Below are 14837 nucleotides of genomic sequence, written 5' to 3' on the forward strand. Positions count from 1 at the left end.
TATGTAGAAAAGGAATGACAAAAAGTATGGGAAAATTACTCGAACCAAGCCAGAATATTGAACGCAGCATCATGAAGAAATATAGAAAAGAGCTGTGGAATCCATTTATTAAGGCAGTAAAGAATTACGAACTGGTTCAGGAAAATGATAAGATTGCAGTTTGTATATCAGGCGGAAAGGATTCTATGCTGATGGCAAAGCTGATGCAGCTGCTTCAGCGCTATGGCGATGTTCCATTTGAATTAACCTTTCTGGTTATGGATCCGGGATATAATGAAAAAAATCGTAAAAAGATTGAGGAAAATGCAAAGATACTTAATGTTCCAATTACGGTTTTTGAAACGAATATTTTTGATGTTGCAAATAGTGTGGATAAGTCACCATGTTATTTATGCGCAAGAATGCGCCGTGGCTATTTATACAGCAGGGCTAAGGAACTTGGATGCAATAAAATTGCGCTAGGTCATCATTTTGATGATGTAATAGAGACAACATTGATAGGCATGTTTTATGCATCGCAGTTAAAGGCAATGATTCCCAAGCTGCACAGCACAAATTTTGAGGGCATGGAGTTGATACGTCCGATGTATTGCATTCATGAGGAAGATATTATCGCATGGATGAATTACAATGGATTAGAATTTATTCAGTGTGCCTGTCGCTTTACAGAAAATTATACTTTAAATAATAATGAAGGCGGAATCTCAAAGCGTCAGGAGATAAAGATGCTGATTCGCCAGTTAAAGAAGGATAATCCACTGATTGACAAGAGTATCTTCAATAGTATTCATGCAGTAAGCCTTGACACGATGCCGGGCTACAAAACACATGGAAAGACATATTCCTTCTTAGATAACTATTATAATAATGAAAGAAGTGAAGAGCAGCTGTAAAAATGGAAGGAAAAAATGGAATACGAACATATTGTGCATTCATTTGAGCCGATTTTTGACAGTGCATCACAGATCTTAATTCTTGGTACGCTGCCATCAGTTAAATCCAGAGAAACTAATTTTTATTATGGACATAAGCAAAATCGCTTTTGGAAGGTTTTGGCAGCATTGTTTCAGGAACCGATACCAGAAACAATAGATGAGAAGAAGCATTTGCTTCTTAGGCATCATATTGCCATATGGGACGTAATTCAAAGCTGCGATATTAAGGGCTCAAGTGACAGCAGTATTAAAAATGTTAAGCCGACAGAGTTAAGAAAGATACTTGATGCATCAAATATAAAACAAATCTATGCAAACGGCAGCAAGGCAGGGCAATTATATAAAAAATATCAGCTTCCACTTACAGGGATGGAAGCTGTTGTTTTGCCATCAACAAGTCCGGCAAATGCAGCATGGTCACTTGAACGGCTGTGTGAAGCATGGAGAAAAATAAAGTGTTAGGAATTTTATTATTATGGATGTTTTTGAATATGGAAATCCGAATGCATCGCTTATTCTTTTGCAGATGATTGGTGATCATGATATTGAAATGATTGATCACGAATTTGATCTGATTCAGAAAGCAGTTTCGGACGAATTATGCCTTATTGCATGTAAAGTGGATGACTGGAATCGGGATTTGTCGCCTTGGAAAGCACCAGCTGTTTTCAAAAGCGAATCTTTTGGAGAAAATGCAGCCAAAACGCTGAGCGAGGTTCTTACATATATAGGAGAAAAGAAACAGCCCTGCATCATTGGCGGATATTCGCTTGCAGGGTTGTTTGCTCTGTGGGCAGCAACAAAGACTGACCGCTTCAGCAAAGTGGCAGCAGCGTCTCCATCCGTCTGGTTTCCGGGGTTTACCGAGTATATAAAAGAAAATAATATAAAAGCAAAAGCAGTTTATCTCAGTCTTGGAGATCGTGAAGAAAAAACAAGAAATCCTGTTATGGCAACAGTAGGCCATGCGATACGCAGTGTACATGAAACTATTTCTGATAGTGGAATCAATACAATTCTTGAGTGGAATCAGGGAAATCACTTTAAAGATGTGGATATAAGGATGGCGAAAGCGTTTACGTGGAGCATTAGAGCTACAGTTCACGGATAAGCTAATATTTTACTTGCATAAACAGAAAAAATACGATATATTGAATATAGAGTAACGACCGTGGTTTTGTAGAAAGGAGAAAAAATATGAAGAGACGATCAAAGCTTTCTATTCAGGTATATCGAGCGATAACAGTGACAGCGATTGGACTTATGATTGGAGCAGCACCTATGCGCGTGATGACGGTGCAGGCACAGGAAACACAGAAAAATCAGGAACAGCAGTCAGATTATCAGAAATTGGACTATAAGGTATTTGAGGACAGTTCAGAGAGACTGCTTGAGTGGTCTGATATTTATATGCTGTCAAATGAGGATATTCGAATTGCAAAAAATGAGATATATGCGCGTCATGGACGACGCTTTGCAAGTACAGATCTACAGTCTTATTTTGATCAGATGGCATGGTACAATGGGACAGTTCAGCCTCAAAATTTTGATTCTGGATGCCTGAATGCAGTTGAAGTTGCAAATATTAGTTTTTTAGACAGTGAGCAGCAGGCAGGGACAGGATCAGATAACAAGTCTGTTGTAGAAAAAGAGATCAGCCTGCAAAAGCAAGAGAAAGAAATGTACACAGCAAAGATCAATGACAGAATTGGTCTGAGCAGCTTTGCAGATACTGCTGTTGTAAAATACAATGCATCAGATGAACTGACATCTTATGATGCGGAGGCATCGGCCGTGCAGATGGGCGCTTTTTATGAGAAAAATGGCGAAATTTTTGGAAATATCGGATTTGACAAGAGTATTAGCTATGCAAATGAAGGAAGTATATGCGCCTGGTATCAAAATCATGAATACAGACTTGTATGTGAAAACAGTGTGGCAAGTGAAGATTATAGTCAATATGAGGATACGTATGTCATGTATGAAGATGACAGAAGGCTGTTTGAATACAAAAAGAAGGATGAGCATATAAGCGGCGGTGCCAGTCCGGGTTATTGGCTTCTGACGCATGATGCGATTTATGTGGGCAATTATGATGGTCTTTTTGTATTGGACTGGAATGGAAATGTATTGACACGATCTGATCAGTACATATATGCGTTTGATGTGTATGAAAATCAGGTATATATGAGAACAAAAGATGATCATCTGGCCTGTGCAGACGTACAGACGCTTGCTAATGCGCATGAGATACGCTATGCATTTGATGAGGAAAGCGAGCGTTCCTATGAAGCAGCTGGGAACTTTATTTATCAGTCGTATGGTGCACTGTGGCGCTACGATATCGGTGAATCGGATGCAAGTGATAATATGAAAGTGCTGGATGTAGACTGTGATTGGGGACAGTTGTGTACATCAGATAGCTATGCCTATGGAATCAGCACCACACCAGTTAGAGATGGAGTGGCAATAGAGCGGATTTCTTATTTGACAGGAGAAAAAGAGACAGCTTGTGTGATTAAAAATGTGGGTTTTGCATTCTTAGATCACGCACAAGGCAACAAACTTTATTTGCAGTTAGGACCAGATAAAAGTGACTGGACTGGCCAGGAAAGAAACTTTAATATGGTGACAATTGCAATTGACTTTTGGACAGGAACTGTGGAAGTACTTGCCGCAGGATGGTATTCGTGATAGTTTAACATAAAAAAAGCCAAGGAAGAGTCTGGATATATTAGCAGACTTTTCCCTGGCTTAAATTTTAAGCTTTCTTTGTTTCCTTGCTTACAAGACGCTTTCCGGAATGGAGTACGATTGTAAGACCAAGGATGATCAGAAGAACTGCGATAATTAACTGAAGTCCTTCAACCATGAATACGGCTGTTCCAGCCTGATATGCTTTTACAAGAGCAATGAAACGCTCAACAAGTGCGGTGAAGGTAACACAAAGCATGATGATTAACGGAGGGAACAGAGTCTTGTTTGTGCGACCTGTAACTTTTAAGAATACGCAAAGAGTAATAAGTACAAGTGCACTTAACAGCTGGTTGGCACTTCCAAACAGCGGCCAAATATTTGTATAGCCAACCTTTGTCAGGATATAGCCAAATACAAGGGTGATAACAGTTGCAAAATATTTATTGCAGAATAACTTACGCCATCCCTCTGCATGCTCCATATCATCAACAGAGAACAGTTCCTGGAAGGACATACGGCCGATACGGGCAACAGAATCAAGTGTACTGAGTGCAAGTGCAGATACACACATCGTCATGATACACTGAGCAATGTGAACAGGAATACCAAACATCTCAAGAAATCCGGCAACACCTGCGGAGAAGATCTGGAACGGAGTTCCGGTAGCGGCAGTGCCGTCAGCGGAAGCAGCAGCACCAGCAACGCACAGTGCCAAAACAGCAAGTAAACTCTCAAGAATCATAGCACCATAACCAACTTTTAACATATCCTTCTCATTGGAGATGGTCTTAGAAGATGTACCAGAAGAAACAAGGCTGTGGAAACCGGAAACAGCACCGCAGGCAACAGTTACAAACAAGATTGGGAACATATCGCCAAGTTTTTCGTTGTGGAAACCAGTGTAAACTGGAAGATTCATTGTTGGATGAGCAACAAGAAGACCAATTGCAGCGGCAGCAATCATAAAGATAAACATGAAGGTGGTCATAAAATCTCTAGGCTGCATCAAAAGCCACATTGGAAGGATAGCAGCAAAGAAGATATATGCGAATGTAACATAGTTCCAAGTTTCTCTTGTAGCGACAATTGGGAAGCTGATACCAAGTACAAAGCAGGCAACCATGCATACCAGTCCAAGAACAACCTCTTTCCAACCAGTAAACTTCATCTTTTTCTGAATCAGACCAAAGACAACAGCGAAGGCGATAAACATAATGGAAATACTTCCGGCAGCACCGTTAACTGTAGACTTTGTGATCTCACCTGTGGCAGCATCAGTGACAAAACCATTGAAAGTGCCAGAAACCATATCTGCGAATGCAGCAGTAACAATAAGGGTAAATAACCAGCAGAACAGTAAGAAAAGCTTTCTTCCAGTTTTGCCGATGTACTGTTCAATTAACATACCCATGGACTTTCCTTCATTTTTTACACTGGCATACAGTGCACCAAAATCAGTAACAGCACCAAAGAAGATACCACTAAGTAAAATCCATAACAGAACTGGGAGCCAACCAAATGCGGCAGCCTGAATTGCACCAGTGACAGGACCGGCACCTGCGATAGAAGAGAACTGATGGGCAAATACAGTCCAGCCATCAGTTGGAACGTAATCTTCGCCATCCTCGTGTGTGTAAGCAGGCGTCTTTGCCTTTGGGTCAATTCCCCATTTTTTTGCCAGCCAGCGTCCATAGAAAACATAACCAGCTAACAGACATACAGCAGCGATTAAAACAATAACTAAAGTGTTCATACCTTATTGCAGCCCATTCGGGTTGCTTCCTCCTTCTTTATAATAATGAAACAGATGAAGCGTGAGTAGATAAAGTGTTCATGGAACGCTCATTCGCAAAACCGCACGGAACATGCGCTGTTTTTTTGCAACTCAACAAAAAAACGTCTCCCCGATTTGGATTTTTCCAAATCGAGAAGACGAAATCAATTCGCGTTACCACTTCTCTTGCCGGCTATGCCGACCACTCAGTCAGATCAGAGCTTCTTCTAAATCTGTACCCCGTTAACGGTGGGTTTCCGTCCTTCACTACTGCCAAAACAGGATTCGCAAAGGCTGCTTCAAGGGGATGAACTCATTCGACATCACTGCCTCGCACCATACGGCAGCTCTCTGGAGATGCTTGAAGAATGAAAACGTATCCTTGTCAATGCATTTCTTATTTATGGTTGCTATTATAGTCAGAAAAATATATTTGTCAATTGCAAATTTACAACAAATATGGACTGCAGAATGGATGAGTACATTGTCACTTTATCAAGGTGATTTAACAAAGCAAGTGGGTGACTGGTGAAAAAACAGACAGGCAGAAGCATGTTAAAACGAAGCGCTGTTGTCAAAAAGAAACTAGAAATGGCGCAAATACTAGGATAGAACAACACTTAAAAGGTATCATGTTAGCCCAGATTTGTTCGAAAAACAGGCACAAAAGAACAGTTGAAGAAAAAAATGAAAAAATTTAAAAAAAACTGTTGACAAATCGCTTGTGATGTTATATACTAATAAATGTCTTGAGGAACACGAAAGACAACAACAAAACATCGGGGTGTGGCTCAGCTTGGCTAGAGCGCCTGGTTTGGGACCAGGAGGCCGCAGGTTCGAATCCTGTCACCCCGATCCTTTTTATGGAAAATTGTTTTATACTATGGTGGGTATAGCGCAGTTGGTTAGCGCGCCAGATTGTGGCTCTGGAGGCCTAGGGTTCGAATCCCTATATCCACCCTTGCAGGTTAAGTCCCTGCGACGTTGGGCTATCGCCAAGCGGTAAGGCACAGGACTTTGACTCCTGCATTACGTTGGTTCGAATCCAACTAGCCCAGGATGGGATACTAGCTCAGTCGGTAGAGCACTTGACTTTTAATCAAGGTGTCGCGGGTTCGAATCCCGCGTGTCTCACGATTTTATACCTGAGAAGCAGATGATGCTTCTCAGGTTTTTTTATTGCAGTTTAAGGATAAGCTTACAGCAAAGTCCGTAGGTGAATGGTTTTCATAACATGACGCGTAAGAAGTAATAAACGAATGATATCTATTCAAATAAAAAATCTTGTATAATCGGTAAAAATACATTATACTGATCACAGCGCAGTCTTTATATTTTTTTATTGGAATGGAGGTATGATATAAAGTGAAAAGAAAAATTCAGGTAAAAGAAAGACAGCCGCAGTTTTGTGTAGTAACAGGAATCACATTCACACAAGTGGATGCCTGGTTTGGAAACACGATGAGAGATTTAAAGATGGATCTCATCTATCCAAAGGATGCTGGTAAAAAGTATCCATGTGTTGTGTGGATCTGCGGAGGAGCATGGATTCAGATGGATCGTTCTGCGCATTTGGCTTATTTGTCTAACCTTGCACAGCAGGGATTTGTTGTTGCATCGGTAGAATATCGCACAAGCAACGAGGCAAAGTATCCGGCACCGTTGCAGGATGTAAAGGCAGGAATTAGATATTTGCGCGCACATGCAGAACGTTTTTGCATTGATCCAGATCGTATAGGTGTTATGGGAGAGTCGGCAGGCGGCTATTTGACATGTATGGCAGCCCTGGCAGATGATCCGATTTATGATGTTGGAGAAAATTTGGAATATTCAAGTGCCGTACAGGCTGCATGCCCATGGTATCCGCCTACAGATTTTCGCGGATTTTTGTACAGCGATCCAGAGCAGTGTGCAGCAGCACCAGAATCACTTCTTTTAGGAAAAAATGTGATGAGACATCCAGAAGAAGCATTAGCGTGCTGCCCGGTCAGCTTTGTAACAAAAGATGCGCCGCCATTTTTAATTATTCATGGAGATAATGATCATACTGTGCCGTTTGGACAGGGAGAAGAACTTCACGATGAGCTTGAAAAGGCAGGCTGTGATGTGACGCTGCTTTCCATTGAAAATGCAGATCATGCAGATATCCATTTCTTCCAAAAGCAGATATGGGATGAGATTTGTGCTTTCTTTAAGACAAAGCTGTAAACAAAGAAAAAGAGGACTGCTTTTCTTTCGAAAAGCAATCCTCTCGCCCCTGCCAAGGAGTGCAGTTGAGGGGACTTGAACCCCTACCCAAGTACATGGACATGAACCTGAATCATGCGCGTATGCCAATTCCGCCACAACTGCAAATACACTTGTCTGCATTGGTTATTATGAAAACAGTGCGGGCGACAGGACTTGAACCTGCACGTCATTGACACTAGAACCTAAATCTAGCGCGTCTGCCAATTCCGCCACGCCCGCTTGCTATTCACAATCTGACATCGTGACGCTTGCCCCAATGCATGAAGTATAATATCATAACAATATCGTTTTGTCAACAAGAATTTTCAAAACTTTCAAAAAGTTGATAAAAATAGCAATAAGACTTGCAGTTTTACGCATTTCCTGTTACAATAAACTACAGTTATGCCGATGAAAACAAAATTGGACACAATATATAGTGGTACTGTATATTGTGCTTCGTAAAAAACAACAGCAGGCAGAATGAGAGGTAGCACAGCCATGATAGAAAAAGAACGTCAAAGTGAATTAATTAGAAAGTTCGTCGTATCACAGGAAATGCCAGATGACGAGATTGCAGATCTGAGCCTGGACGAGCTTACTTATATTTACTTCAACACAGAGATTGCAAAAAAAGATGAGAAATATAAGGCAATTCATTTCCCGATTAAGCAGCAGATTATTTATTGGGGCGTTGTCGATGCGATTAAGAAAGCAGAGACACTGTATGTTGCATTTACAGAAAGACCGAAGTATCCGTATCTTGATCCGGGCAGAAATGTATGGCTGTTTTCAACAGAGGATAACCTGACTAGAGCACTTAAGAAACTTGAGGAAGATCGTGGAATGCATCTGATTTATCAGAAGCTGCCAAATCAGGTAATTGTTCCGTTTTTTGCTCAGCTGTATTATTGGGGCATTGAGCAGGTGATTGTTGACAACATGAATCATCCGATGATCGTAAAGCGTTCTGATGTGATGCCAGAGATGGATCAGAAGAAGGATGAGAAGAAGCAGGATCTTTGTAATGGAAAGCTGCAGGCGGCATTAATTCAGCATGCACAGTTTATGGCACAGAATCCTGATGCATCTGTATTTAAGGATGATAAAGAAAAGTTAAAGGTTTATACGATTTTAGCTAACAATGTATTCTTTGAAGTATGTGACGCTAAATTTATGGCACCGACAGTTATGGAGAAGGATGGAAAGACCTTCCGTGCGGGAGAGGAGATTCCAGAGGGTGCACGCCCTGCAATTGTGTTTATGGGAAAGAAGGATTCTGATCAGAAGGCACTTCCGCTGTTCACTGATATTACAGAGTTCATGAGAGTATATAAGCCGCATGAGATGGGTATTTCAGTTATGACTTACGAGGCAGCTGAGAAGATGGCAAAGGCAAACAATGCCGAGATTGTAATCAACAGAAATGGAACTGGACTTACTGTAAACGAGCATGTAATGGGTCTGATTGATAAGATCCGTGCAAAGAAGGAAGAAGTAAAGGCGAAAGCTGCTGAGGCAGCAGAAAATGGTGAGGAGTCTACAAGTGAGCTAACACCTGCACCAGTTTCAAATGTACCAAAGACAGTAATGCCGACTGAGACAAAGACAGAGAGCGCATCTAATGAAGCGCAGGGTGAAGTCACATATGGAGATCTTGTTGATGAACCAGATATGCTGATTGGCGCCTTAAAGAGAACTGCAAAGGCAACAAGACAGGTAAAGCGTATGTGGTTAGCACAGCGTGTACAGGGAAGCAAGGAAGGTTATCTGTTAGTAGCAGAGACTACAAGCAGCTCTGATACCGTTCTTGAGCAGTTAAAGCTTGCTGCAAAGGATTACTTAAACGGAAAAGAAATTGAGTGCCGCAGAGCAGATCCGGCAGCGTTAGCAATCGTAGATAATATTAAACCATTTTATAAAAAAGGTATTTTTGGCTAATGCTAAGAATAACGGGCCATTCTGAATCAGGCAGAGTGGCCTTTCCTTTTGATTAATAGGAGGAGCAATGAATATTCTTGATATTATTGGACCAGTTATGGTCGGCCCGTCAAGTTCCCATACAGCGGGAGCTGTTCGAATTGGCCTGGTAGCAGGAAAGCTTTTGGCAGAACCGATCAAAGAGGCACAGATTCATCTGCATGGTTCCTTCTGGGCGACTGGAAGCGGCCATGGCACAGATCGTGCAATTGTCGCCGGACTTTTGGGACTTGCAGTAGATGATGCAAGGATTCCACACAGCTTTGAGTTGGCAGATGAGGCTGGAATGAAATTTTCATTTGACCATGTGGAGCTAGTCGATGCACATCCCAATACTGTCAAGCTAAATCTTACAGGTGTAAATGGAAGTGTGCTTGAGGTAGTAGCAGCTTCCATAGGCGGCGGACGCATTCGCGTCTGTGAAATTGATGGACTTCCAGCTAATTTTGAGGGTGATTATCCGACATTGATCGTGAGAAATATTGACCAGCCAGGACATGTGATGGAGGTTACGGCAATGCTTGGTCACAAGGGTGTCAATATCGCTACGCTTCAGCTGTTTCGTCAGAGCAGAGGAGGACAGGCTGCGATGGTCATTGAGTGTGATCAGGAGGTTCCGGCAGAGTCAATCAAGTGGCTGTCCAGACAGGAAGGAATTGTCAAAGTCACATATTTGAGTCAGGCACAAAGGGAAGATTAAAATGATGCAGTGCGAAAGGATTGAGATATGTATAAATCATTAGAAGAAATTGCGCAGGTGTCAAAACAAAAAAATATACCGTTTTGGCAGGTGATCCTTGAGGATGACTGTAAGGAGCGCATGGTGAGTCCCGAGCAGTCAAAAAAAGAATTGATGGCAATGTATCAGGCGATGAAAGAGGCAGATGCAGCCTATGATGCCAAACAAAAGTCAAGAAGCGGTATGGTAGGCGGAAATGGACAATTGTTTCATGATGCAGTCGTATCTGGAAAAACAATCTGCGGTCCAGTAATTGCATCGGCAATTGAAAAAGCACTGAAGATGGGTGAGTCAAACGCCTGTATGAAACGTATTGTGGCAGCACCTACGGCTGGTGCCTGTGGCGTGGTTCCAGCCGTATATCTAACGCTTCAGGAACAGCGCCAGATTGATGATGAGCGTATGCTTGAGGCAATGTATATTGCATCAGGTGTTGGCGGTGTCATTGCAAACCGTGCATTTCTTGCGGGTGCGGCAGGAGGCTGTCAGGCAGAGATTGGTTCTGCAAGTTCCATGGCAGCAGCAGGAGCTGTTTACCTTGCAGGAGGAGACACAGAGGCAATCATCCATGCAGCAGCTATGGCAATGAAAAATCTGCTTGGCCTTGCATGTGATCCTGTAGCCGGTCTTGTGGAGGTGCCTTGTGTGAAGCGAAATGTTGTAGGTGCAGTTAATGCGCTCTCAGCAGCTGATATGGCACTGGCTGGTGTTCGAAGCATCATTCCGCCAGACGAAGTGTTTGATGCGATGAGAAGTGTTGGAATCAGTCTTCCTGAAGCTATTCGTGAGACAGGAAAGGGAGGACTGGCTGCAACAACAACAGGACAAAAGATTGCGCAGGGGCTTCAGCATGAGTAATCAAGTCCATTGCAGACGACCTGTCAGAAACTTAACTTTGACAGGTTGTTTTGCCGCAGTATTAGGCGGGCTCATTTTATTTTTGTGCCTTGTCTGTGTAAGTGTAACTGTTACGCTGAATTTTCGCCCACTCTACTATTTAGATATGAAGCTGCTTCATATCTCAGACAGCAGCGGTTACAGTAATGACGTGATCAGAAAAAACTTTGATGCGTTGATTCGTTACAATAATATCTGGCATACGGGGATACTTAATTTCCCAGATTTTCCAATGTCAGAATCTGGGCGTATTCACTTTGAGGAAGTGAAAAAAGTATTTAGTGTTTTTGAGTATGGAGCATTGATTTTAATTCCACTGTCAGCTGTTGAAATTATAGCGGCAAAGAAAAAGCGTTTTGGAAGTCTTTTTGCAGCAGCGGGAATTATTAGTGTTGGTATACCGGCATCACTTGGTCTTTTGATTGCAGCAAACTGGGAATGGGTATTTATTACATTTCATAAGCTTGTGTTTCAAAATGATTATTGGCTATTTGATCCATATACGGATCCAGTTATTACGATTTTGCCAGATGAATTTTTTATGCACTGTGCAGCACTTATTATGATTCTTGTGCTGGCAGGAAGTCTTGCTTTTTTTGCAGCATGGAAAAAACTGGCAAAGAAAAAAGTAAAATAAGTATGTGCCATAGGGCATCAAAGCAAAGGAGAAAAATGGAAACAATTAAGGAAGCAACAGGTGCGGCAATTCGCCCTCACGATCTTTCATATGAAACAATTCTTTACGCATCCGATTTTGGAGCAGCGCCTAAAAAAAGTGCTGTAGAAAATACTCAGGCGATCAACCAAGCAATTCTGGCAGCATCAAAGCAGGGCGGTGCAACTGTTGTAATTGCAAAAGGAGAGTATCGTACCTATACTATTGAATTAAAAAGTCATGTGCATATTCATTTCGAGGAAGGCGCAGTGATTCGTGCAGCGAGAACTGATATTAAGCATTCTTATGTCAATCAGGATGGCGAGGGTGGCAATTACCTTGAGCCGGAAATCAATCGTTTTGCAGGTCTGCAGGATCATGGTCACAGCTATTTTGCAAACAGTCTGTTTTATGGTGCAGATCTGTGTGATATCATGATTTCTGGTGATGGACTGATTGATGGAAGCAGCTGGAATGAAGAAGAAAAGTGCCGTGAATATGTGCTTTTAGGCGGTGATCCGTCTGAGCCGGCCTTTAGAAATGAAAGAGGTCATAACGGTGAGTGGTTTGGAAATAAGGCAATTGCACTTGTGCGCTGTAAAAATGTTGTACTGACAGATTTCTCACTTGTAATCGGCGGCCATTTTGCCATTATTGCAGAAGGTGTTGAAAACATGTATGTTGATGGCATTTTGATTGATACAAATAGAGATGCATTTGATGTAGACTGCTGTAAGGATGTGACGGTTAGAAATAGTGTATTCAATTCACTTACAGATGATGGTCTTGTTATGAAAAGCTCCTATGGTGCTGGTATTTTTATGCCGCTTGAAAATGTGCTTATCGAGGATTGCAAGGTATCTGGCTACGATGCAGGAAGCGTCTATGCAAAGACCTACACAAATGAAAAGCTTGTGGCTGAGGATCGCTGTGGCCCGACAGGACGTGTAAAGCTTGGAACCGAGTCTTCATGTGGCTATCATCAGGTAACAGTGCGCCGTGTTGATTTTGAGCATTCAAGAGGTTTTGCATTAGAAGCAGTAGACGGAAGTGATCTGACAGATATTATTTTTGAAGACAGCCATATGAAGTATATTAGCAGCTCTCCAATTTTTATCCGCGTTGGTGATCGCTGCCGATTCCCTGTGACAGGTATGCAGATGAGTGAGGAGATTCAGGCTAAGGCACCTAATATTCGTCTGGACAACAGGGGCTTTGTTATTCCTGATAATGAGCATTATCCAGTAATTCCGGCAGTGCGTTATACGCCGTCCTACAATAAAACAAAGCTTGTAAGTGTGGACGGACGTTCCTTCTTCACAGTTGTGGATGAAGAAAATCCAGTTACGCTGAATCAGGCAAATTTAGTCAAAGAAGATGGCGTAACTTATGGCAAGATATATGTGGCAGGAGAAGGCTACGTGGCAGACCGCACGAAAGCTCTTGACGCACCAGAGGCGGCATCAAGGGCAAATGGATGCTCAAGACCGCTTGCAAAGGTAAAAAATATTAGAATTGCACGTGTTAGCGCAGAGAGTGTTGATCCAAGATACCCGATTCTTCTTGCCGGTCTTGATGGCAGCAACATTGAAAATGTACAGCTGGAAGATATTAAGGTAACTTACCGCGGCGGATTAACGATGGAGCATGCGACAGAGCAGCGTCAGTTAAATACGAACTGGGAGTATACACAGTATCAGACAAAGCCGTCCATTCAGAGCCTTCCTTGGCTTGTGAATACATTTTTTCTGAAAAACGAGGGCTTGCTTCCAAGAGTCGATTGGGACGAAAAGACAAAGAGCTGGAAGGATGATCCTTATAATGTGCCAGAGCTTCCGACTTCTTATCCGGAGCCAAGTATTTTTGGTATTTTGCCGGCATACGGATTTTATGCCCGTCATGTAAAAGGATTAGAGGTAAAGGGTCTGTCAATTGGTTTTGAGAAAGAAGATACGCGTCATGCAATTGTTCTTGATGATGTGGCAGATGCAAGCTTTGAAGATCTTTCTCTTCAGACAGCAAAAGAAACGCAGGAAGTAGCTTTTGTAACAAGTATGTATAAGCGTCCGGCAAATCTCGAATATGTACCAGATCAGCCATATCATATGACAACGATTACAAATGTAACGCTGCCGGAAAATATTTCTGTTAAGCTGGCAACAGTTGAGGCACCAGCGCCGGGAACACCAAGAGATTCCTTCTATAGCTGCCCAACACTGCCAATTCCGGAAAATGGCTACCGCTATCAGAAAGAGACAGATGTATATCCATTACCGCTTACTGTTTTTCCGCCGTTTGAAAATCGTACAACTGGAAAGACAAGAAATCCGGCAGAGGAAACGAGCCGTAAAGAGGTGCCGGGCATGATTTATAATGAAGGCCTTGCACAGCGTGAGTACACTGTTTATCGAGATCATGGCAAGCATGTATCTGTTACTATGAAGAAAATGACAAAAGAGCAGGTTGGAGAGATTGCAGCAGTTGAACGTGCATGTTTCCTTCCGGCAGAGGCTGCATCCGAGAAAGATTTTGAGGAGCGTTTTTCAAGTCCGGCGTTTGTTTGCTATGGTGCATACAATGAAGAAGGAGAGCTGATTGGCTTTATTGATGGTGCTTCCTATGATAAACCAGAGCTTCCTGATGAGCTTTATCATGATACTACAAAGCTTGTAGAAAATGGTCCATGGCAGACTGTATTTGGTGTTAATGTGATTGCACGTTACCGCAGAATGGGTGTTGCAGGCCAGATGGTACGTCACTATGTCGAGGAGAGTCGTAAGCGCGGACAAGACGGTGTTGTGCTAACATGTAAGGATCATCTGCGTCCTCTTTATGAAAAAGCCGGATTTATCTGGCAGGGTGTATCAGCTTCCACACACGGCGGTGTGAAGTGGAATGATATGCTGCTTCGCTTCCGAAAAGGAGAATAAA

General features: G+C 42.4%; 11 protein-coding genes, 6 tRNA genes and 1 other annotated feature. Of the genes, 14 read left to right on the forward strand and 3 right to left on the reverse strand.

What is annotated here, in order from left to right; genetic code table 11:
- Positions 1 to 26 precede the first annotated feature (26 nt).
- From WJP93_RS06750 to WJP93_RS06765, 4 genes are all read left to right on the forward strand, one after another.
- Entirely contained in the window at positions 27 to 893 is an 867-nt protein-coding gene (locus tag WJP93_RS06750; protein ID WP_337547419.1) for an ATP-binding protein, read from the forward strand.
- A gap of 15 nt (positions 894 to 908) precedes the next feature.
- Positions 909 to 1397, forward strand: a complete 489-nt coding sequence (locus WJP93_RS06755; protein WP_118612368.1) for a DNA-deoxyinosine glycosylase — start codon at positions 909 to 911, stop codon at positions 1395 to 1397.
- 13 nt (positions 1398 to 1410) lie between these two features.
- Positions 1411 to 2046, forward strand: coding sequence for an alpha/beta hydrolase-fold protein (locus WJP93_RS06760; protein ID WP_337547422.1), 636 nt, complete (start codon positions 1411 to 1413; stop codon positions 2044 to 2046).
- Positions 2047 to 2132: 86 nt separating this feature from the next.
- The gene (locus WJP93_RS06765; protein WP_337547424.1) at positions 2133 to 3629 is read left to right on the forward strand and encodes a YARHG domain-containing protein; all 1497 of its coding nucleotides are present in this window, start codon (positions 2133 to 2135) and stop codon (positions 3627 to 3629) included.
- Positions 3630 to 3696: 67 nt separating this feature from the next.
- On the opposite strand, the gene WJP93_RS06770 is transcribed toward WJP93_RS06765, so the two are convergent.
- Complete coding sequence (locus tag WJP93_RS06770; RefSeq protein WP_337547426.1) at positions 3697 to 5385, reverse strand: carbon starvation CstA family protein; 1689 nt, start codon at positions 5383 to 5385, stop codon at positions 3697 to 3699.
- 172 nt (positions 5386 to 5557) lie between these two features.
- Positions 5558 to 5804, reverse strand: a binding site (T-box leader).
- Between the two features lie 382 nt (positions 5805 to 6186).
- Here WJP93_RS06770 and WJP93_RS06775 point away from each other — a divergent pair.
- From WJP93_RS06775 to WJP93_RS06795, 5 genes are all read left to right on the forward strand, one after another.
- Positions 6187 to 6261: transfer RNA gene (locus WJP93_RS06775), tRNA-Pro, on the forward strand.
- Positions 6262 to 6292: 31 nt separating this feature from the next.
- Positions 6293 to 6366 (forward strand) — tRNA-His (locus WJP93_RS06780).
- A 25-nt stretch (positions 6367 to 6391) separates the two neighbouring features.
- Positions 6392 to 6464: transfer RNA gene (locus WJP93_RS06785), tRNA-Gln, on the forward strand.
- A 3-nt stretch (positions 6465 to 6467) separates the two neighbouring features.
- Positions 6468 to 6540 (forward strand) — tRNA-Lys (locus WJP93_RS06790).
- A 231-nt stretch (positions 6541 to 6771) separates the two neighbouring features.
- Positions 6772 to 7614, forward strand: a complete 843-nt coding sequence (locus WJP93_RS06795; RefSeq protein ID WP_066559361.1) for an alpha/beta hydrolase — start codon at positions 6772 to 6774, stop codon at positions 7612 to 7614.
- Positions 7615 to 7674: 60 nt separating this feature from the next.
- On the opposite strand, the gene WJP93_RS06800 is transcribed toward WJP93_RS06795, so the two are convergent.
- Together WJP93_RS06800 and WJP93_RS06805 are read right to left on the reverse strand one after the other, a co-directional pair.
- Positions 7675 to 7758: transfer RNA gene (locus WJP93_RS06800), tRNA-Leu, on the reverse strand.
- 36 nt (positions 7759 to 7794) lie between these two features.
- Positions 7795 to 7875, reverse strand: a tRNA-Leu gene (locus tag WJP93_RS06805).
- A 261-nt stretch (positions 7876 to 8136) separates the two neighbouring features.
- On the opposite strand from WJP93_RS06805, the gene WJP93_RS06810 reads away from it, so the two are divergent.
- The 5 genes from WJP93_RS06810 (at position 8137) to WJP93_RS06830 (ending at position 14836) form a co-directional block, all read left to right on the forward strand.
- Positions 8137 to 9576: an enhanced serine sensitivity protein SseB C-terminal domain-containing protein gene (locus WJP93_RS06810; RefSeq protein WP_337547429.1), complete on the forward strand. Its 1440-nt coding sequence runs from the start codon at positions 8137 to 8139 to the stop codon at positions 9574 to 9576.
- A 67-nt stretch (positions 9577 to 9643) separates the two neighbouring features.
- Positions 9644 to 10315 (forward strand): L-serine ammonia-lyase, iron-sulfur-dependent subunit beta, encoded by a 672-nt coding sequence (gene sdaAB, locus WJP93_RS06815; protein ID WP_227101992.1) that lies wholly within the window; start codon positions 9644 to 9646, stop codon positions 10313 to 10315.
- A 27-nt stretch (positions 10316 to 10342) separates the two neighbouring features.
- Entirely contained in the window at positions 10343 to 11212 is an 870-nt protein-coding gene (gene sdaAA, locus WJP93_RS06820) for an L-serine ammonia-lyase, iron-sulfur-dependent, subunit alpha (RefSeq protein ID WP_118612376.1), read from the forward strand.
- A complete protein-coding gene (locus WJP93_RS06825; RefSeq protein WP_337547431.1) occupies positions 11205 to 11888 on the forward strand; it encodes a TIGR01906 family membrane protein in 684 nt (227 codons plus the stop codon). Before sdaAA ends, WJP93_RS06825 begins: the two co-directional genes overlap by 8 nt.
- 35 nt (positions 11889 to 11923) lie before the next feature.
- Positions 11924 to 14836: a GNAT family N-acetyltransferase gene (locus WJP93_RS06830; RefSeq protein ID WP_337547433.1), complete on the forward strand. Its 2913-nt coding sequence runs from the start codon at positions 11924 to 11926 to the stop codon at positions 14834 to 14836.
- The last annotated feature ends 1 nt before the right edge of the window (position 14837 follow it).

This window comes from Anthropogastromicrobium sp. (genome assembly GCF_037349415.1).
GTDB classification, from domain to species: Bacteria; Bacillota; Clostridia; order Lachnospirales; family Lachnospiraceae; genus Anthropogastromicrobium; species Anthropogastromicrobium aceti.

Excerpts from the sequence above, each read along its gene's own strand:
- WJP93_RS06750 (WP_337547419.1), top strand. The coding sequence starts at position 27 with ATGGGAAAATTACTCGAACCAAGCCAGAATATTGAACGCAGCATCATG.
- WJP93_RS06755 (WP_118612368.1), top strand. The coding sequence starts at position 909 with ATGGAATACGAACATATTGTGCATTCATTTGAGCCGATTTTTGACAGT.
- WJP93_RS06760 (WP_337547422.1), top strand. The coding sequence starts at position 1,411 with ATGGATGTTTTTGAATATGGAAATCCGAATGCATCGCTTATTCTTTTG.
- WJP93_RS06765 (WP_337547424.1), top strand. The coding sequence starts at position 2,133 with ATGAAGAGACGATCAAAGCTTTCTATTCAGGTATATCGAGCGATAACA.
- WJP93_RS06770 (WP_337547426.1), bottom strand. The coding sequence starts at position 5,385 with ATGAACACTTTAGTTATTGTTTTAATCGCTGCTGTATGTCTGTTAGCT.
- WJP93_RS06810 (WP_337547429.1), top strand. The coding sequence starts at position 8,137 with ATGATAGAAAAAGAACGTCAAAGTGAATTAATTAGAAAGTTCGTCGTA.
- sdaAB (WP_227101992.1), top strand. The coding sequence starts at position 9,644 with ATGAATATTCTTGATATTATTGGACCAGTTATGGTCGGCCCGTCAAGT.
- sdaAA (WP_118612376.1), top strand. The coding sequence starts at position 10,343 with ATGTATAAATCATTAGAAGAAATTGCGCAGGTGTCAAAACAAAAAAAT.
- WJP93_RS06825 (WP_337547431.1), top strand. The coding sequence starts at position 11,205 with ATGAGTAATCAAGTCCATTGCAGACGACCTGTCAGAAACTTAACTTTG.
- WJP93_RS06830 (WP_337547433.1), top strand. The coding sequence starts at position 11,924 with ATGGAAACAATTAAGGAAGCAACAGGTGCGGCAATTCGCCCTCACGAT.